Source organism: Streptomyces sp. NBC_01465, from assembly GCF_036227325.1.
Classification (GTDB): domain Bacteria; phylum Actinomycetota; class Actinomycetes; order Streptomycetales; family Streptomycetaceae; genus Streptomyces.
Window position 1 is genome coordinate 3294818 of record NZ_CP109467.1, and the last position, 18305, is coordinate 3313122.

Below are 18305 nucleotides of genomic sequence, written 5' to 3' on the forward strand. Positions count from 1 at the left end.
CAACGACGGTCACTCGAAAGAGTTACGGGTCGGACGGCCGCCTTCGGCACTCTACGTGAGTGGGCGATTGCGGAAGGCAGCATCACAAGTCGTCCACATCCAGGGTTGAGCTATGCCCTATTTGGCGGCTTTTCTTCCATTTTGCTGGTGTCTGTGACTAGATTCGCAATGAGTCATATTTACATCTACTAACACCGTAGATGTACCTCACGGATCTCAGCGGACCTCAAGGGGACAAGCAATGGCAGATTTTTCCCGCCTTCCCGGACCCAACGCCGACCTCTGGGACTGGCAGCTCCTCGCGGCCTGCCGAGGGGTCGACAGCTCCCTCTTCTTCCACCCGGAGGGCGAACGCGGTGCTGCGCGCAGCGCCCGTGAGAACTCGGCGAAAGAGGTCTGCATGCGGTGCCCGGTCAGGGCAGAGTGCGCCGCGCACGCGCTTCAGGTGCGCGAGCCGTACGGCGTATGGGGCGGCCTCACCGAGGACGAGCGCGAGGAGCTCATGGGCCGCGCACGGAACCGGCTGATCTCGGCCGCGGGCGCCACCGGCCCCGGCCAGGCGTAGAAGGCCGGCACGGAAGACCGGCGCAGAAACGTTCCTGCCGCCCGCCGCGGGCTCAGCGGGCGGCGGCCCTGGCGAGCTGGTCGAGGGTCGCCGCCACCGCGGGGACGTGCGCCAGATCGGGCAGCGTCAGGGCGACGATCTCGCGGCGCACCGCGGGCTCCACGGTCACTGTGCGTGCACCCTTGGGGCGTACGGACTCGATCGCGAGCTCCGGCAGGACCGCGACGCCCAGGCCCGCGCCGACGAGTCCGATCACGGCCGGGTAGTCGTCGGTGGCGAAGTCGATACGGGGCTGGAAGCCGGCGCTCTCGCAGACCTCGACCAGTTGGCGGCGGCAGCGCGGGCAGCCCGCGATCCACGATTCGTCGGCCAGGTCGGAGATGGTGACCGCGTCGGAGGAGGCCAGCCGGTGCCCCTCGGGGACCAGGCCCACCAGGCGGTCGGCGAGCAGGGGGCGTACGACGAGGTCGTCCCACTCGTCGGTCGGCGCCCCGTAGCGGAAGGCCAGCGCCACGTCGCAGTCGCCCTCGCGGAGCATCTCCACCGAGCGCGGCGGCTCCGCCTCGACCAGGGAGACCCTGGTGCCTGGGTGGGCGGCGCGCAGTGCGGCGAGGGCGGTGGGGACCAGCGTGGAGCTGCCGCTGGGGAACGAGACCAGGCGGACCCGGCCCGCGCGCAGGCCCGCGATCGCGGCGACCTCCTCCTCGGCGGCGGTGAGGCCCGCGAGGATTCCGGCGGCGTGGCGCACGAGGGCCTCGCCGGCCTGGGTGAGGCGCATCTCACGGCTCGTACGGATGAGGAGCGGGGTGCCCGTGGAGGCTTCGAGGGCCTTCATCTGCTGGCTGACGGCCGGCTGCGTACAGCCCAGTTCGCGCGCGGCGGCGGAGAAGGACCCCGTGGCGGCGACGGCGCGCAGGACGCGGAGATGGCGGGCCTCGATCATGACTTCGAGCATAAGGGATGCTTGGGGTCTGCGCTCAATTTTGCGTGGTGGCTTTGAGTGCGGGCGTCTAGCCTGCGGATATGAAGCTGCTGACTGTGAATGTGGGGCGGGCCACCGCCGTCGAGTACACCGATCACCAGGACGGGAAGAGCGGCGTCGACAAGCGGCCCATGGAGGGGCCCGTGCGGTTGTTCTCCCCCGGGCCCACCGGGGTGGGCGCGAGCGGGGTCGAGGGGGACGACGTCTGCGATCTGCGGTTCCACGGGGGTGAGGCCCGGGCCGCGTACGCCTTCGCGCGCGAGGATCTCGACGGCTGGGAGCGGGAGTTGGGGCGCGCGCTGCCCAACGGCTCCTTCGCGGAGAACCTCACGACGGCGGGCGTCGATGTGAGCGGTGCTCTGATCGGTGAGCGGTGGCGCGTCGGGTCCGACGTGGTGCTGGAGGTGACCGGCGGGCGGATTCCCTGCCGGACCTTCCAGGGGCATGTCGGGGAGAAGGCGTGGGTGAAGAGGTTCACGCAGGCGGGGGCGCCTGGGGCGCTGCTGCGGGTGATCGAGCCGGGTGAGGTGAGGGCCGGGGACGCGATCGAGGTCGTACGGCGGCCGGATCACGACATCACCGTCGAGCTGCTGTTCCGGGCGGCGACCGTGGAGCGTTCGCTGCTGCCGCGCACGCTGGTGGCCGCCGAGTGGATGGAGTCGGGGTTCCTGGAGACCGCGCGGGAGTACACCGCCAAGTACGGGTCCGGGCAAGGGTCGTAGACGCGGTCTCAGGGGCGGGTGGGGGACGGCTCCGGGGCGGGTCGGGGGCTTGCCCGATGTGGGGTGCGGGGCTCCGGCGGGAGTGTGGCCCGTATGGAGAAGACCAGGGGGCGGAGCCGCCTCAAGCGGGTACTGATCGTGCTGGGGTCCGTGGTGGGGGTGCTCGCCGTCGTGATCGGCGGCGGGTTCGCCTGGCTGTGGACCGGGGCCGACATCAGCACGGTCGGCAAGGTGTCCTTCAGTCAGGAGATGAAGGTGCCGCCGCTGGCGGAATCGACCGTGACGAAAGACGGAACGCGGGTCTTCGATCTGCGGATGCAGGCCGGGGAGACGGAGTTCAAGGCGGGGAAGAAGACCCCGACCTGGGGGTTCAACGGAAGTTACCTCGGGCCGACGCTGCGGGCCGCGCGCGGCGAGAAGGTCGAGGTGCGGGTCGAAAACACGCTCGACGAGGCGTCGAGCGTGCACTGGCACGGCATGCATCTGCCCGCCGCGATGGACGGCGGACCGCACCAGGAGGTGGCGGCGGGGGCGCGCTGGAATCCGTACTGGAAGATCGACCAGCCGGCCGCGACGCTCTGGTACCACCCCCATCCGCACGGCGCGACGGAGCAGCACGTGGCGCGCGGTCTGGCCGGGATGTTCCTGGTGGACGACGCGAAGAGCGGTGCGCTCGCGCTCCCGAAGACGTACGGGGTCGACGATCTGCCGGTGATCGTGCAGGACGTGGAGTTCGACGGGAACAAGCTGGACCACGGGCACAAGATCCTGCGGAACACCGGGTTCCTGGGCGGGCGGACGATGGTCAACGGCACGCTCGATCCGTACAAGGAGGTGGGCGACCGGCTGGTGCGGCTGCGGCTGCTCAATGCGTCGACCGCCCGCATCTATACGTTCGGCTTCGACGACAGCCGGGAGTTCTCGCTGGTGGGGACTGACGGCGGGCTGCTGGAGCGGCCTGCGGGGATGAAGCGGGTCCAGCTGTCGCCCGGGGAGCGCGCCGAGATCGTGGTGGAGATGCGGGCCGGGGAGCGGACGGTGCTGCGGAGTTACCCGTGGGAGAAGGGCGATGCGTGGGAGAAGCGGTTCAGCGGGGGCGACGACTCTTTCGACGTACTGCAGTTGAGGGCGGCGAAGACGCTGCGGGACTCGCCCACGCTGCCGCAGCGGCTCGTGGAGAGCGAGCTGCCCGAGGCGAAAGATGCGGTGCGCGGGCGGTACTTCGAGCTGAAGCTGTCCGGGATCAATGGCAAGAAGATGGACATGGGGCGGGTCGACGAGACCGTCACCCAGGGGGCGACGGAGGTGTGGACCGTACGGAACGGGGGCGATATGACGCACAACTTCCATGTCCACGATGTGCAGTTCAGGGTGGTGGAGTTCGACGGGAAACCGCCGGGGGCCGCTCTGCGCGGGCCCAAGGACACCCTCGCCATGCCGATCGGGTCGACGGCGAAGATCGCGGTGCGGTTCGACGGGCCGGCCGATCCGGACCATCCGTACATGTACCACTGCCATCTGCTCGCCCATGAGGACGAGGGGATGATGGGGCAGTTCGTGGTGGTCGAGAAGGGGCAGCAGGCGGGGACGCCGGGCGGGCACGGCGGGCACTAACGTTCCGTACATGACGACTGCTTTGATCACCGGCGCTACCGCCGGCATCGGTGCCGCCTTCGCGCGGCGGCTGGCGAAGGACGGGCACGACCTGGTGCTCGTGGCCCGGGACTCCGAGCGGCTGCAGGCCGCCGCCACCGAACTCCACGACCGGCACGGGGTCGAGGTCGAGGTGCTGGCCGCCGATCTCTCCGAGGAGAAGGGGATCGCGTCCGTCGAGCGGCGGCTCGGCGAACGCCGGAACCCGGTCGACCTGCTGGTCAACAACGCCGGGTTCGGCAACAAGGGGCGCTTCCTCGAAGTGTCGATGGCCGACGAGCTGACCATGCTGAAGGTGCACTGCGAGGCGGTGCTGCGGCTCACCTCGGCGGCCGTCGCCGGCATGAAGGAGCGCGGGCGCGGCGGTGTGGTGAACGTGGCGTCCGTTGCCGCCTTTGTGCCGCGTGGGACCTATGGGGCGTCCAAGGCGTGGGTCGTGCAGTTCACTCAGGGCGCCGCCCGGGATCTGGTGGGCAGCGGGGTGCGACTGATGGCGCTCTGCCCCGGGTTCGTACGGACCGAATTCCATGAGCGCGCCGGGATGGGCACGGACAACATCCCGGGGTGGATGTGGCTGGACGCCGACAAGCTGGTGAACGCCGCGCTCGCCGATCTGGCGCGCGGGAAGTCGCTGTCGATCCCGGACCCGCGCTACAAGGTCCTGATGGGCGCGGTGAAGCTGGCGCCTCGCGGCCTGCTCGGAGGGATCACCTCCAAGACAGGCCGCAAGTACGGGCCGCAGTAGGGGTGTTTAGGGGTGTTGGGGACCTACTTGATGCCGCGGCCCGCGTAGGCGCCGATGTTGGGCGTGCCGGGCTTCAGCGGGTGGCCGAAGTAGTCCCTGCCGCCGTTGTTCTCGACGACGGCGCCCGCGGCGAGGGCCGGTGAGCCCGCGCCGAGCCTGAAGTCGCTGCGCAGCAGCGGGTCGGTGGTGATTCCGTCGGGGTTGGCGACCGGGGAGCCGATGCCGTAGAAGGCGTTGTGGTCGAAGGTGATCTTCGGGATGGTCACCTTGTACGCGTAGCCGCCCGTGCCCTCGCTGACGAAGAGGTTGTTGCGGAAGGTCAGTTCGTGCTGGGTGGTGGCCGCCGCGTCGTCCTCGACGAGCTTCGTGGGGACCTGCTCCTTGTTGTAGAAGCTGTTGTTGTAGATCTGGGTGTTGAGGATCGGGCCCCAGCAGTTCTGGACGAGGCGGGCGCCGTCGTTGCGGCTGACGTTGTAGCGGGCGACCGTGTCGACGGTCTTGGCGCCGCTGTACGGGCAGACCAGCAGGAAGCCGCCCTTGTTGTCGTGGCTGTAGTTGTACTGGAAGACCGTGCGCTGCGAGGCGCCGTCGGCGTCGAAGGACATCCCGTCGTGGGTGTTCCCGCCGCCCGAGACCTCGTTGTACTCGATGGTCGTGTCATCGGTGTTGAAGGTCCAGATGCCCGCGTTGGCGGAGGGCGAGCGCAGTTGGAAGCCGTCGACCCGGTTGTGGTCGATGCGCGCTCCGGCGGTGGTGTCCAGCTTCATGCCGTCGCCGCCGATGGACTTCAGGGTGTTGTACGAGACGCGGATGTGCGTCGAGGGGGTCCAGGCGCCGGGGTAGACGTTGGGGTCCTGCTGGTTGCCGACCAGATCGCGCTTGGAGAACGTCGACTTGAAGTAGATGCCCTCGCGGTCGACGTCCTCGATGAGGTTGTGGTGGATGTCCAGGCCGTCGTAGCTGCTGGCCGTGGTCGTGCCCTGGACGGCGATGTGGATGGCGCTGGAGCCGGTGACGGTCTTGTAGTCGCCGCCGCGTACGTCGTGGATGTAGAGGTGGTCGAGCTCGAAGCCGTGGGCCGTGCCGTAGTCGGTGAGGCGCAGGCGGATGCCGTTGCGCTCGGTGCCGGGGGCGGCGGCGTTGGTGATCTCCAGGTTCGAGACGCGGTAGTGCTCGGTGTTGGAGAGGAGTACGACGTCGTGCGCGCCGGCGCCGTCGAGGACGGCGCGGGGTGCGGTGCGGCTGCCGTAGTCCGAGATCGTCACGGGGGCCTCGGCCGAGCCCGCGCCCTGGGGTGTGAGCGTGCCCGTACAGGTCGATCCGCGGTGGAACAGGAGCCGGTCGCCGGGGCCGTACGTGAGGGCGTTGGCGTCCGCGAGGGTGGTCCAGGGGTGGTGGCGGGAGCCGTCGCCGGGGGCGGTGGCCGCGCAGTCGACGTAGAAGGCGGTGCCCTGCTGGCGGTGGGCGGCCTGGGCGGGGGTGGCCAGTGCGGTGGCCGCGAGGGCGGTGAGGGCGGCGGTCGCGAGGGCGGTGCGTTGGCGTCTCATGATTCCTCTGATTCCTCCGGGATGTGGAGCACGGCTGCGGTGCCGTCCTGCCAGGTCACATGGATCACGTGGGGGCTCTGGACGCGGATGTCCGCGAGGGTGGCGACGGGGGCCGGGTCCGCTTCGCCGGTGAGCGAGGCGAGGGCCACGAAGAGGGAGGCGGGTCCTGTGGTGGCGCCTTCGACGGCGAGGATTTCGGAGGTGTTGCCGAACAGGGTGGAGCCGCCGGGGAGTTGGCGGACCTCGGGCGCGTAGCCGTGGACCGGGTGGAGCTGGGTGGTGACCGCCTCGGTGTGCCGGGCCCAGCCCGTCTGGCGTACGGGGGTGGGTTCGGGGGCGCCGGTGACCAGGTGCGCGCGGACCTCCGCGCGGCCGTGGACGAGGGTGGCGGAGACGATACGGATGCCGGGGTGCGGGGTGTGCGCGGAGACGGCGCGGTCGGGGGCCGAGCCCAGGGGGTCGGCGGTGAGGCGGCGGGTGGGCACGCCGTCGAGGATCAGGGCGAAGTGGTTGTCGCGCTCGGAGTCGCCGCTGGTGGGGCCGGTGCGGGTGGAGTACGCGAAGCGGGCGTAGCCGGGGTCCTCGTTGTCGCCGACGTGGTTCGAGCCGTGGTTGTGGAGGCGGACGAGGCCGTCGGCGGCGGTGGACTGGAGGAGCATTCCGGTCGGGCCGAGGGCGGTTGCGGCGTCGTGCGTCTCGGCGGGGAGCGGTTCTTCGTCGGCCGTCCAGACCGGGTGGTCCGGGGGCATCAGCAGACCGAGGAAGCCCTTCGAGGCCCAGTACGGGGAGGCCGGGCCCGAGTACGTCTGGATCATCGGCTCGTAGCGGCCGTGCCAGCCGAGGGTGAGGAGGCCGTCCTGGTCGGTGGCGCCGTGGTCGAGGAAGTAGCGGAGCGTTCCCGAGGCGAGGCGGCGGGTGGCGCCGGGGGTGAGCGGGGTGTGGCCGGTCATCGCGCCGAGCCAGGGAGCGGCCGCGGCGGCGAAGCGGTAGGTGAGGGAGCGGCCGTACGGCAAGGGGCGCCGTCCGCGCCGAACATGCGGGAGACGTCGTCGAGTTGGCGGTGCAGGCGGGGGCCGTAGACGGCGAGGAGGTCCTGGTCGCCTGCGAGATGGGCGTGCAGGACGGGATAGAAATGCATCGCCCACGCGTTGTAGTGGTCGAAGGAGCGGTTCGGGCCGTCGCTGTACCAGCCGTCGCCCAGGTACCAGTCCTCGATGCGTTCCAGCGCGCGGTCGATGGTCCGGCGGGCACGGTCGGTCTCGATGCCCGCGTCCTGCAGGAAGCCCGCGACGGTGAGCCCGAAGAGCCACCAGTTGTTGTCCACCGGGGACGGGCCGAGTGCGGGGAGCAGCCAGTCGACGGCGCGCTGCTGCGTGCTGTCGTCGAGGGTGTCCCAGAGCCAGGGGCGGGTGAGGCGCAGACCGAGGGCGACGGAGGCGGATTCGACGACGGCCTGGCGGGTGTCGGCCATCTGCGGCCAGGTGTCGGGGCCTTCGGGCGGGCCCGACGTACCGGCGGCGAGGCCTTCGGCGTACCGGCTGAGGTAGCCGTGCGGGTCCTCGCCCTGCGCTCCGGCGACCCGCAGCGCGGCGAGCAGCCAGGTGCGGGCGTAGCCTTCGAGGCCGTCGGAGCGGGGTCCGGACGAGCTGGGGCGCGAGCCGGGGAGGTCGATGCGGCCGTGGCGGGGCGAGGCGTAGGGGCGCACCGCGAGCAGCAGTTGATCGGCCGCCTGCTCCCAATGGGCACGGGTACGGCCCGTGTACGGACTCGGCGTGGGCATGATGCTCCCCTGGAGGCGGACTTCGGCGTCGCCCGGAATCTTGAACCGCAGATTGATCGAACGTCAATGGGGAAGTAACGAATGATCGAAACTTCCGTCAATCGATCAAACTGCACTAGGGTCTGGCCAGCCGAGCCACCACATCGCGATTTGCAAGGGGACTGCCGCCGTGCGCGAGAGTGCTGCTGAACGTCACGACCGACTTCTGGCCCTGGTACGGGAACGCGGCTCGGCCCGCGTCTCGGATCTCGCCGGCCAGCTGGGGGTCTCCCCCGTCACGGTGCGCCGCGACGTCGAGACCCTGGCCGAGCGCGGGCTGCTCGACCGGGTCCACGGGTCGGTCTCCTGGCCGGAGAACGGGCCCGCCGCCACCGCGTCCGCCCCCGGCGGGGGCCCGGTGATCGGGCTGATCGCGCCCTCGGCGACGTACTACTTCGCCGAGGTCATCCGCGGTGCGCACGAGGCCGCGGCCCGCGCCGGGGCCCGTCTCGTCCTGCGGATCTCGGACTACCGCCCCGAGGAGGACAAGGCGCGCGCCGAGGGGCTGCTCGCCGCCGGGGCCGACGGGCTGCTCATCGCCCCGGCCTGGCGGGGCGCCGAGGACCAGGCCGCGTACGGGGACTGGATGGCCCAGCTGCCGGTGCCCGCCGTGCTGCTTGAGCGCACGCCCGCACCGGGCTCGCCCCTCGACGACCTGGACCGGGTCTGCTCCGACCACCGGCACGGGGTGCTCCTCGCCGTCCGCCACCTGGTCGGCCTTGGCCACGGGACGCCGCTGCTCGTCGCCCGCGCGGACAGCCCGACCGCGCTCGCGGTGCGGTCCGGGTACGAGGAAGCCCTGGTCACGCTGGGTCTCGCCGATGCACCGGCGATGATCGGGACGTCAGGGCCCGAGGTCGACCCGGCCCGCTTCGAAGAGGCGATGCAGGAAGTGCGTACGGCGGTGACCGAGGGCGGGGTCACGGCCGCGCTGGTGCACAACGACGTCGACGCGATCCACCTGGTCCAGCGCCTGTCGGAACTGGGCGTGCGCGTTCCCGAGGACCTGGCCGTGATCGCGTACGACGACGAGGTGGCCGCCCTGGGCGACACCCCGCTCACCGCGGTCGCCCCGCCCAAGCGCCAAATCGGGCGCTACGCAACGGAGTTGCTGGTCAGCCGCCTCGGTTCCGTACAGGACGACGACGAGCCGGGACAGCATCTGGCGCTGCTGCCGCGACTGCGGGTGCGTGCATCGACCACTCGATAACGTTCTGATCTTTTTTCGATCAATCAATCTTTCGCTCTTGACTTCGGACATGGCTGGGCCAAGGATCACGCCCAACGTCAATGTCGCCGCTGATTCAGGAGCCTCGCTGTGAACCGCAGTTGGAGCAGAACGACTCTTTCCATAGCCGGTGCCGCCACCGCCCTCGCCGTCCTCACGGCCTGCGGCGGCAGCGGCGACGACTCCTCCGACGGTGGCGGCACGGGCAGCGCCGCCAAGCCCGTGACCATCACCTTCTGGGGCTGGGCCAAGGGCACCAAGGAGGTCGTGGACGCGTTCAACGCCTCGCACAAGAACATCAAGGTGAAGTTCGAGGAGACCCCGTCCGGCAACGCCGGCGGCTACGCCAAGATCTCCAACGCGATCAAGGCGGGCAACGCCCCCGACCTGGTCTCCGTCGAGTACCCGCAGCTCCCGGAGTACGTCAGCCAGGGCGGGTTCCAGGACATCAGCAAGTACCTGACCGACGACGTCAAGAAGAAGGTCCTCCCGCAGGCGATCGAGCAGACGACGCTCGGCGGCAAGAACTGGGCCGTCCCCTTCGACGCCGCACCGCAGGCCTTCTTCTACCGCAAAGACCTGTTCACCAAGTACGACGTCGCGGTCCCCAAGACCTGGGACGAGTTCAAGGCCGCCGCCGAGAAGATCAAGAAGGCCGACTCCAAGGCCCGCATCGGCACCTTCTTCCCCGACGACCCGACCACCTTCCAGGCCATGGTCTGGCAGGCCGGCGCCCAGTGGTTCAAGGCCGACGGCGACACCTGGAAGATCAACACCACGGACGCCGCCACCACCAAGGTCGCCGACTACTGGCAGGGCCTGGTCAAGGACGGTCTGGTCCGCTCGGACGCCTCCTTCTCCCCCGCCTGGACCAACTCCCTGAAGACCGGCGGCACCATCGGCTACCTCGGCGCCTCCTGGGGCGGTGGCGTCCTCGGCGGGACGCTGCCCGAGCAGAGCGGCAAGTGGGCCGTCGCCCCGATCCCGACGTGGGACGGCAAGCCGGCCAGCGGCATGCTCGGCGGCACCACCTTCGCCGTGCCGAAGAACAGCGAGAAGGCCGAGGCGGCCACCGAGTTCGCCAAGTGGATGACCACCACGGAGGACGGCATCAAGGCCCGTATCTCCTCCGGCACTTCGAGCGCCTTCCCGGCCGCACTCGCCCTGCGCCCCGCCGCCAAGGCAGCCTTCGACACCAAGTTCTACGGCGGCCAGGACATCTACCAGATCTTCGAGGACGGCGGCTCGTCCATCAAGCAGGGCTGGACGTGGGGCCCGTCGATGGGCACCACCAACACCACGCTGAAGGACCAGTTCGGCAAGGTCGCCAGTGGCGGCGCCACCATCCCCGGCGCGGTCAAGGCCGCCCATGACGCGACCGTCGCGGAGCTGACCAAGCGCGGCCTGAAGGTCGAGGACTGACCCAGATGAAAGCCCGCACCCGCGCCGCCGCGACCCTGCTGACCCCGTTCTTCGTCCTGTTCACCGCGGTGATGCTGATCCCGATCGGATACGCGATCTGGCTCAGCCTCTTCACCGAGCAGCAGTCGGGGCTCGGATTCGGCGGATCCGAGACGGTCTTCACCGGACTCGGCAACTACACGGCGGCGCTGGGTGACCGGGTCTTCCGCGACGGCTTCCTCGTCCTCCTCGGCTACTGCGTCATCTACATCCCGCTGATGGTCGGCGGAGCCCTCGCGCTCGCCCTGCTGCTCGACTCGGCGCTCGCCCGCGCCAAGCGCTTCTTCCAGCTCGCGCTCTTCCTGCCGCACGCCGTGCCCGGCATCATCGCCGCGATGATCTGGCTGTACCTCTACACGCCCGGTCTCAGCCCCGTCGTCTCCGCGATGCACTCCGGCGGCATCGGCTTCGACTTCTTCTCCCCCTCCGGCGCGCTGCCCTCCGTCGTGAACATCGCGCTGTGGGAGTGGCTCGGCTACAACATGGTGATCTTCTACGCCGCCCTGCAGGCCATCGACCGCTCCGTGCTCGAAGCGGCCACAGTGGACGGGGCGGGCGGCTGGCGCACCGCGTTCAGCATCAAACTCCCGCTGATCCGCGCCTCGGTCCTGATGGTCGTGCTCTTCACGATCATCGGCTCGCTGCAGCTGTTCACCGAGCCGCTGATCCTCAACTCCGGCTCCGGGTCCGCCGTCTCCTCCTCCTGGACACCGAACATGTACGCCTACACCGCGGCCTTCCAGCGCAACGACTTCGGGCTCGCCGCCGCGGCCTCCGTACTCCTCGCGCTCGCCGCCGCCCTGCTCTCCTTCGTCGTCACCCGCCTCACCGGCCGGAAGGGCAAGAACGCATGAGCCTCCCCGCGTCCCGCAAGAGCCCCTGGCTGTCGAAGACCGCCGTCAACGGAGCCCTGCTCCTGGCCGTCCTCTACATGCTCTTCCCGCTCATCTGGCTGGTCACCGCCGCCACCAAGGACACCGGATCCCTCCTCTCCGGGGACACCTTCTCCTTCAAGGGCTTCGACCTCTCGAAGAACCTCTCCGACATCGCCTCCTACGGGGACGGCGTCTACTTCCGCTGGTACGGAAACAGCCTGCTGTACGCGGGAGTCGGCGCCGCCGTCTGCTCCCTCATCTGCGTCGCCGCCGGATACGCCTTCGACAAGTACGAGTTCCGGGGCAAGGAGAAGCTCTTCGGCCTGGTCCTGCTGGGCGTGCTCGTCCCCACCACGGCCCTGGCCCTGCCCATGTACCTGCTGGCCAGCAAGATCGGGATCGTCAACACCTACTGGTCGGTGCTGATCCCGGTCCTGGTCAACCCCTTCGGCGTCTATCTCTCCCGGGTCTTCGCCTCCGGCTACATCCCCAACGAGGCCCTCGAAGCCGCCCGTATCGACGGAGCGGGCGAGCTGCGCACCTTCTTCTCCATCGGTCTGCCGATGATGATGCCGGGCTTCGTGACCGTCTTCCTCTTCCAGTTCACCGCGATCTGGAACAACTTCTTCCTCCCCCTGGTGATGCTCTCGGACCGCAAGCTCTTCCCGCTGAGCCTCGGCCTGTACTCCTGGAACACCAACACCCACAGCGAGCCCAGCTTCTACCCGCTCGTGGTCACCGGTTCCCTCCTCGCCGTCATCCCCCTGATCGTCGCCTTCGTCTCCCTGCAGCGGCACTGGAAGGCCGGACTCACCGCCGGCAGCGTCAAGTAGCCCCACAGCGCCCCCAAGGGAGCCACTCACCACCATGCACCCCACCACTGACAATCGGCCGTCAGTCCTGCTCGCGATGGGTCCCGGCATCTCCGACCGCCTCCTCGAACCGCGCCACCACACCCGGCTCGAAGCCCTCGCCCGTACGGACTCCACCCTCGTCGCCCACGACCTGGCGAACCCCACCCCGCGCGTCGCGGCCGCCCTGGCCGAGGCCGACGTCCTCTTCACCTGCTGGGGCGCGACGCCCCTCACGCCTCAAGTCCTGGCGGCAGCACCCCGGTTGAAGGCGGTCGTCCACGCGGCGGGCTCGGTCAAGCACCACATCACCGACGCCTGCTGGGAACGCGGCATCACGGTCTCCTCGGCGGCCGGCGCCAACGCCCTGCCCGTGGCCGAGTACACCCTCGCCACGATCCTCCTCGCCAACAAGCGCGTCCTGCGCTCCGCCCACGTCTACCGCGAGGTCCGCGGCGCCCACGACTGGCGCGACGAGATGGACGGCGCCGGCAACTACCTCCGTACGGTGGGCATCGTCGGCGCCTCCCGCATCGGCCGCCGCGTCATCGAGCTGCTCCGCCCCTTCGACCTGCAGGTCCTCCTGTACGACCCCTACGTGACCGCCGCCGAAGCAGCGCGACTGGGCGTCGAATCGGTCCCGTTGGACGACCTCTGCTCCCGCAGCGACGTCGTCTCGGTGCACGCCCCGCAGCTCCCCGCGACCCACCACATGATCGGCACCCGCCAGCTGTCGCTGATGCGCACCGGGGCGACCCTGATCAACACGGCCCGCGGCTCGCTGATCGACGAGGCCGCGCTCCTGCGGGAGCTGGTCCCGGGCCGCCTGCACGCCGTACTGGATGTGACGGACCCCGAACACCCGCCCACCGCATCCCCGTTGTACGACCTGCCGAACGTGCTCCTCACCCCGCACGTGGCAGGCTCACTCGGCAACGAACTGCACCGCATGACGGACCAGGCGCTGGACGAGCTCGAGCGCTACGCCGCGGGCCGCCCGTTCGCGGACCCGGTGCACCCGGCGGAGCTGAGCCACTCCGCGTAGCACCAGAAGCAGAAAACACCGAGGCCCGGCACCCCCGAAGGGGCGCCGGGCCTCGGCTGCGTACGGAATCAGCGTCAGTGCGAGTGACCGTGGCCGCCGTGACCGGCGTCCGCCTCTTCCTCGGCCGGCTTCTCGACGACCAGGGTCTCGGTCGTGAGCAGCAGGGAGGCGATGGAGGCAGCGTTCTCCAGCGCGGAGCGCGTGACCTTGACCGGGTCGATGACGCCGGCCTTCACCAGGTCGCCGTACTCACCGGTGGCGGCGTTGAAGCCCTGGCCCGCCTCGAGCTCGGCGACCTTCGAGGTGATGACGTAACCCTCGAGACCGGCGTTCTCGGCGATCCAGCGCAGCGGCTCGACAGCGGCGCGGCGGACGACCGCGACACCCGTGGCCTCGTCGCCGGTCTTGCCCAGGTTGCCTTCCAGCACCTTGACGGCGTGGACGAGCGCGGAGCCACCACCGGAGACGATGCCCTCCTCGACCGCGGCGCGGGTCGCGGAGATGGCGTCCTCCAGACGGTGCTTCTTCTCCTTGAGCTCGACCTCGGTCGCAGCGCCGACCTTGATCACGCAGACACCGCCGGCGAGCTTCGCCAGGCGCTCCTGCAGCTTCTCGCGGTCCCAGTCCGAGTCCGTGGACTCGATCTCGGCCTTGATCTGGTTGACGCGGCCGGCGACCTCGTCGGACTTGCCGCCACCGTCGACGATGACCGTGTCGTCCTTGGTGATCGTGACGCGGCGGGCGGTGCCCAGCACGTCAAGACCGGCCTGGTCGAGCTTGAGGCCGACCTCCTCGGCGATGACCGTGGCACCGGTGAGGGTGGCCATGTCGCCGAGCATCGCCTTGCGGCGGTCGCCGAAGCCGGGGGCCTTGACGGCCACCGCGTTGAACGTGCCGCGGATCTTGTTGACGACGAGGGTGGAGAGCGCCTCGCCCTCGATGTCCTCGGCGATGATCAGCAGCGGCTTGGAGCCACCCGCCTGGATGACCTTCTCGAGCAGGGGGAGCAGGTCCTGGATGGACGAGATCTTGCCCTGATTGATCAGGATGTACGGGTCCTCGAGGACGGCCTCCATACGCTCCTGGTCGGTGACCATGTACGGCGAGAGGTAGCCCTTGTCGAAGGCCATGCCCTCGGTGAAGTCCAGCTCCAGGCCGAAGGTGTTGGACTCCTCGACGGTGATGACACCGTCCTTGCCGACCTTGTCCATCGCCTCGGCGATGAGCTCGCCGACCTGCTTGTCCTGCGCGGAGAGCGCGGCGACAGCGGCGATGTCGGACTTGTCCTCGATCGGACGGGCGGTCTTGAGGAGCTCCTCCGACACGGCCTTGACCGCGGCGTCGATGCCCTTCTTCAGGGAGGCCGGGGAGGCACCCGCGGCCACGTTGCGCAGACCCTCGCGGACCAGCGCCTGGGCCAGCACGGTGGCGGTGGTCGTACCGTCACCCGCGATGTCGTTGGTCTTGGTCGCCACCTCCTTCACCAGCTGGGCACCGAGGTTCTCGTACGGGTCGTCGAGCTCGACCTCACGCGCGATGGTGACGCCGTCGTTGGTGATGGTCGGGGCGCCGAACTTCTTGTCGATGACGACGTTGCGGCCCTTGGGGCCGATCGTCACCTTGACCGTGTCGGCAAGCTTGTTGACGCCGCGCTCGAGGGCGCGACGGGCGTCCTCGTCGAACTTCAGGATCTTCGCCATGGAGCTGAGTCAGTCCTCTCGAAAAAAAACGAACTGCGCCCCTGCCACCCGGCTGCAATAGCTGGGGCCAGGGGCGCAGATCAAAGCAATCTGGGGTGAATTACTTCTCGACGATCGCGAGAACGTCGCGAGCCGAGAGGACGAGGTACTCCTCGCCGTTGTACTTCACCTCGGTGCCGCCGTACTTGCTGTACAGCACGACATCGCCGGTCTGGACGTCGAGCGGAAGACGCTCGCCGTTCTCGAAGCGGCCCGGGCCCACGGCCAGGACGACGCCCTCCTGGGGCTTCTCCTTGGCGGTGTCCGGGATGACCAGGCCGGAGGCCGTGGTCTGCTCGGCGTCGAGCGGCTGGACCACAATGCGGTCCTCGAGCGGCTTGATGGCAACCTTGGAGCTTGCGGTCGACACGATCCGGTCTCCCCCTTCGGAGATCTACGGGGTTAACAGTCTGGGGTGGCGACAGGCATGGGCCCGTCGTCGCGGGTGCCGGACCTGACCAGTCGCACTGTTGGCACTCTCCAGTGGGGAGTGCCAGATCCGAGACTAGGACGACGGTTAGCACTCGGTCAAGCGGAGTGCCAATCCGTCCCGGGGGCGCGGGGGTGGGTGTCCGGCGCAGGAGGCAGCCCCCGGAGGGGCTGAGCAGCTTGTCCAGCTCCGGGCTCGACGACGCGACGGCCGGCGGGGTCGTGGAGATAGAGCTGCACGACTTCGGTGCCGGCGCGGTCGCCGGTGTCCGCCCCACCTGGGTATCTCGACTCCCGGTTCGGCACGCCTTCCGGAAATTCTCCGAAAGCTATCGGTGGACGGCCTCGGAAGTTACGGAAACAGGACGCTGGTGTCAACGGCCCTGGCAGAAAGGGCTGTTCACGACCCCCACCTGAATCTCAGCCGCGCCACACCCCGCGCAGCCACTCCAGCTGTCGGCGTACGTGAACCGCGTCGCCGCCTTCGTGGCCGTTGAACGGGTAGGCGTGGATCTCGTGCGCCACCGCACCGCCCCCCGCCAGTTCGCCGTAGCGGTGGTACGCCGCATAGGCGCCGCTGGGCGGGCAGACCGTGTCGCGCAGACCGACCCCGAAGTGGGCGGGGGCCTGCGCGCGGCGGGCGAAGGAGATCCCTTCGACGTAACCGAGCGTGCGGTACGCGGCCTCCTCCGCCCCCCGGTGCACGGCGAGATACGCGGAGATCTCCCCGTACGGCGCGGCGTCCGTGAGGTCGAGCGCACGCCTGATCCCGCACAGCAGCGGCGCGGTGACCAGTGCTGCCGCGAGATCGGGGACGAGGCCCGCGACGGCGAGGGCCACACCTCCGCCCTGACTGTTGCCGCAGACCGCGACCCGCGCCGGGTCCACCCCCTCCAGCGCGCGCAGTGCGGCGACCGCGCACACCGCATCGGTGATCAGGCGCCGGTAGTGGTAGTCGTACGGGTCGAGCAGGCCGCGCACGACGGCACCGGGGCCGCCGGGGGCGCTCGCGTGCGGGTCGGGGGTCGCACCGCCGTTGCCGTACTGGTCGCCCTGGCCGCGGTTGTCCATGAGCAGGTGCGCATGGCCGGCGTTCGCCCAGACGAGGCGCTCGTGCGGGAGGCCCCGTCCGCGTCCATATCCGGCGAACTCGACGATCCCCGGCAGGAGTTCGGTGGCTCCTGCCGGCCGGGTGTACCAGGCCCGCACCGGGTCGCCGCCGAAGCCTCGGAAGGTGATGTCCCAACTCTCCACGAGCGCGAGGCCGTTGTCGGTCCGGCGGACTTCGATCAGTGGTTCGGAGTGCGCCGCGGACGTGAGCGTGGTCTGCCAGAAGGCATCGAAATCGGCTGGTTCGTCGAGCGGCGGACGGTAGTGCTCCAGTTCGCTCAGGGGCAGGTCGAAGGCGGGCATGGGCACCTCACTGAAGGTCACGGACGTGAATGGAGTTCAACAGACCGACCAACTCCCGCTGGTGCAGGACCCATTGACAGAGGTCGGGAGCGGTCATAAGTTGCGGCGACGTTACCGGAAAGGTCACGAAAGTTCTCGGTCACATCTATGCCTGCCGTACTGCCCCCCGTGCGATGAAAGGCCCTCCATGAGTTCCCCGACCGTGACCGGCGAGGTGAAGCACAGCTCACCCGCCCGGCCCGATCGCCCCCCGCCCCCTGCCGGGAAGCACCCCTCCGGCCGCCGCACCTGGCGCCAGTCACTGCGCCGCGACTGGCAGTTGTACTCGCTGGCCGTGCTGCCCGTGACGTTCTTCCTGGTCTTCCGCTATCTGCCGATGATCGGCAACGTCATCGCGTTCCGCCGCTTCCAGCCGGGCGGGTCCGTCCTCGGCGAGCACTGGGTGGGCCTTCGCTATGTGCAGATGTTTCTCGAAGACCCCACGTTCTGGCAGGTGTTCCGCAACACGCTCTGGATCGGTCTGCTGACGCTGGCCTTCTGCTTCCCGATCCCGATCGTGCTCGCGCTGCTGCTCAACGAGGTCCGCACCCGGGCCCTGAAGCGCTTCGTGCAGTCGGTGTCGTACCTGCCGCACTTCCTCTCCGTCGTGATCGTCGCGGGCATGACGATGCAGATGCTCTCCGGGGACGGTCCGGTCAACCACGCCCTGACGTATCTCGGGCACGACAAGATCTCGTTCCTCCAGGAGGCCGGCTGGTTCCGCACGGTCTACGTCTCTTCGGAGATCTGGCAGACCGCGGGCTGGGGCACGATCCTCTATCTCGCCGCACTGACCACCATCGACCAGGATCTGTACGAGGCGGCGCGCATCGACGGTGCCAACCGCTGGCAGCAGATGTGGCACGTCACGCTGCCCGGCATCCGCCCGACCATGATCACGCTGCTGATCCTCAACATCGGCGCGTTCATGGCGGTCGGCTTCGAGAAGATCATGCTGCTCTACAACCCGCTGACGTACTCGACGGGCGACGTGGTCTCCACGTACCTCTACCGGACCGGCATCGAGTCCAACAGCTTCAGCTACGCGGCCGCCATCGGCCTCTTCGAGGCGGTCATCGGCCTGGTCCTGATCACGACCGCCAACCGGCTGTCGCGCCGCACAGTGGGGACGAGCCTGTGGTGACCCTGACCAGGCCCGCGCCGGCCGAGCGTCCCCGGCGCCCCGGGCGAT

At 69.4% G+C, this 18305-nt stretch carries 15 protein-coding genes and 1 pseudogene; 10 read left to right on the top strand and 6 right to left on the bottom strand.

Annotated elements, in window-relative coordinates:
* Window positions 1-241: 241 nt before the first annotated feature.
* On the top strand, window positions 242-565 hold the full coding sequence (locus OG707_RS15375) for a WhiB family transcriptional regulator (RefSeq protein WP_329118493.1): 324 nt from the start codon (window positions 242-244) through the stop codon (window positions 563-565).
* A 52-nt stretch (window positions 566-617) separates the two neighbouring features.
* Here OG707_RS15375 and OG707_RS15380 read toward each other — a convergent pair whose 3' ends face one another.
* Window positions 618-1508, bottom strand: a complete 891-nt coding sequence (locus tag OG707_RS15380) for a LysR family transcriptional regulator (RefSeq protein ID WP_329118495.1) — start codon at window positions 1506-1508, stop codon at window positions 618-620.
* 80 nt (window positions 1509-1588) lie between these two features.
* On the opposite strand from OG707_RS15380, the gene OG707_RS15385 reads away from it, so the two are divergent.
* The 3 genes from OG707_RS15385 to OG707_RS15395 all read left to right on the top strand — a co-directional run bounded on the left by OG707_RS15385 (window position 1589) and on the right by OG707_RS15395 (window position 4667).
* A complete protein-coding gene (locus OG707_RS15385; RefSeq protein WP_329118497.1) occupies window positions 1589-2269 on the top strand; it encodes an MOSC domain-containing protein in 681 nt (226 codons plus the stop codon).
* A gap of 93 nt (window positions 2270-2362) precedes the next feature.
* The gene (locus tag OG707_RS15390) at window positions 2363-3883 is read left to right on the top strand and encodes a multicopper oxidase family protein (protein WP_329118499.1); all 1521 of its coding nucleotides are present in this window, start codon (window positions 2363-2365) and stop codon (window positions 3881-3883) included.
* Window positions 3884-3893: 10 nt separating this feature from the next.
* Complete coding sequence (locus OG707_RS15395) at window positions 3894-4667, top strand: SDR family NAD(P)-dependent oxidoreductase (protein WP_329118501.1); 774 nt, start codon at window positions 3894-3896, stop codon at window positions 4665-4667.
* A gap of 23 nt (window positions 4668-4690) precedes the next feature.
* On the opposite strand, the gene OG707_RS15400 is transcribed toward OG707_RS15395, so the two are convergent.
* Together OG707_RS15400 and OG707_RS15405 are read right to left on the bottom strand one after the other, a co-directional pair.
* Entirely contained in the window at window positions 4691-6214 is a 1524-nt protein-coding gene (locus tag OG707_RS15400; RefSeq protein ID WP_329118503.1) for a right-handed parallel beta-helix repeat-containing protein, read from the bottom strand.
* A pseudogene (locus OG707_RS15405) lies at window positions 6211-7994 on the bottom strand (DUF2264 domain-containing protein). The gene OG707_RS15400 and the pseudogene OG707_RS15405 overlap by 4 nt, the downstream one beginning before the upstream one ends.
* A gap of 169 nt (window positions 7995-8163) precedes the next feature.
* On the opposite strand from OG707_RS15405, the gene OG707_RS15410 reads away from it, so the two are divergent.
* From OG707_RS15410 to OG707_RS15430, 5 genes are all read left to right on the top strand, one after another.
* Entirely contained in the window at window positions 8164-9243 is a 1080-nt protein-coding gene (locus OG707_RS15410) for a substrate-binding domain-containing protein (protein WP_329118506.1), read from the top strand.
* Window positions 9244-9351: 108 nt separating this feature from the next.
* Window positions 9352-10683, top strand: coding sequence for an ABC transporter substrate-binding protein (locus OG707_RS15415; protein WP_329118509.1), 1332 nt, complete (start codon window positions 9352-9354; stop codon window positions 10681-10683).
* A 5-nt stretch (window positions 10684-10688) separates the two neighbouring features.
* The gene (locus OG707_RS15420; RefSeq protein WP_329118511.1) at window positions 10689-11576 is read left to right on the top strand and encodes a carbohydrate ABC transporter permease; all 888 of its coding nucleotides are present in this window, start codon (window positions 10689-10691) and stop codon (window positions 11574-11576) included.
* Window positions 11573-12430 (top strand): carbohydrate ABC transporter permease, encoded by an 858-nt coding sequence (locus tag OG707_RS15425; protein ID WP_329118514.1) that lies wholly within the window; start codon window positions 11573-11575, stop codon window positions 12428-12430. The genes OG707_RS15420 and OG707_RS15425 overlap by 4 nt, the downstream gene beginning before the upstream one ends.
* Before the next feature lie 34 nt (window positions 12431-12464).
* Window positions 12465-13493, top strand: a complete 1029-nt coding sequence (locus OG707_RS15430) for a hydroxyacid dehydrogenase (RefSeq protein ID WP_329118516.1) — start codon at window positions 12465-12467, stop codon at window positions 13491-13493.
* Window positions 13494-13567: 74 nt separating this feature from the next.
* On the opposite strand, the gene groL is transcribed toward OG707_RS15430, so the two are convergent.
* The 3 genes from groL to OG707_RS15445 form a co-directional block, all read right to left on the bottom strand.
* Window positions 13568-15193: a chaperonin GroEL gene (gene groL / locus OG707_RS15435; protein ID WP_329118518.1), complete on the bottom strand. Its 1626-nt coding sequence runs from the start codon at window positions 15191-15193 to the stop codon at window positions 13568-13570.
* A 100-nt stretch (window positions 15194-15293) separates the two neighbouring features.
* Entirely contained in the window at window positions 15294-15602 is a 309-nt protein-coding gene (groES, locus tag OG707_RS15440) for a co-chaperone GroES (RefSeq protein WP_329118520.1), read from the bottom strand.
* Window positions 15603-16081: 479 nt separating this feature from the next.
* Window positions 16082-17074, bottom strand: a complete 993-nt coding sequence (locus tag OG707_RS15445) for an acetylxylan esterase (protein ID WP_329127820.1) — start codon at window positions 17072-17074, stop codon at window positions 16082-16084.
* Between the two features lie 202 nt (window positions 17075-17276).
* Between OG707_RS15445 and OG707_RS15450 the strand changes: the two genes are divergently transcribed.
* On the top strand, window positions 17277-18257 hold the full coding sequence (locus OG707_RS15450; protein WP_443071486.1) for an ABC transporter permease: 981 nt from the start codon (window positions 17277-17279) through the stop codon (window positions 18255-18257).
* Window positions 18258-18305: the final 48 nt, after the last annotated feature.

Excerpts from the sequence above, each read along its gene's own strand:
- OG707_RS15375 (WP_329118493.1), top strand. The coding sequence starts at position 242 with ATGGCAGATTTTTCCCGCCTTCCCGGACCCAACGCCGACCTCTGGGAC.
- OG707_RS15380 (WP_329118495.1), bottom strand. The coding sequence starts at position 1,508 with ATGATCGAGGCCCGCCATCTCCGCGTCCTGCGCGCCGTCGCCGCCACG.
- OG707_RS15385 (WP_329118497.1), top strand. The coding sequence starts at position 1,589 with ATGAAGCTGCTGACTGTGAATGTGGGGCGGGCCACCGCCGTCGAGTAC.
- OG707_RS15390 (WP_329118499.1), top strand. The coding sequence starts at position 2,363 with ATGGAGAAGACCAGGGGGCGGAGCCGCCTCAAGCGGGTACTGATCGTG.
- OG707_RS15395 (WP_329118501.1), top strand. The coding sequence starts at position 3,894 with ATGACGACTGCTTTGATCACCGGCGCTACCGCCGGCATCGGTGCCGCC.
- OG707_RS15400 (WP_329118503.1), bottom strand. The coding sequence starts at position 6,214 with ATGAGACGCCAACGCACCGCCCTCGCGACCGCCGCCCTCACCGCCCTC.
- OG707_RS15420 (WP_329118511.1), top strand. The coding sequence starts at position 10,689 with ATGAAAGCCCGCACCCGCGCCGCCGCGACCCTGCTGACCCCGTTCTTC.
- OG707_RS15425 (WP_329118514.1), top strand. The coding sequence starts at position 11,573 with ATGAGCCTCCCCGCGTCCCGCAAGAGCCCCTGGCTGTCGAAGACCGCC.
- OG707_RS15430 (WP_329118516.1), top strand. The coding sequence starts at position 12,465 with ATGCACCCCACCACTGACAATCGGCCGTCAGTCCTGCTCGCGATGGGT.
- groL (WP_329118518.1), bottom strand. The coding sequence starts at position 15,193 with ATGGCGAAGATCCTGAAGTTCGACGAGGACGCCCGTCGCGCCCTCGAG.
- OG707_RS15445 (WP_329127820.1), bottom strand. The coding sequence starts at position 17,074 with ATGCCCGCCTTCGACCTGCCCCTGAGCGAACTGGAGCACTACCGTCCG.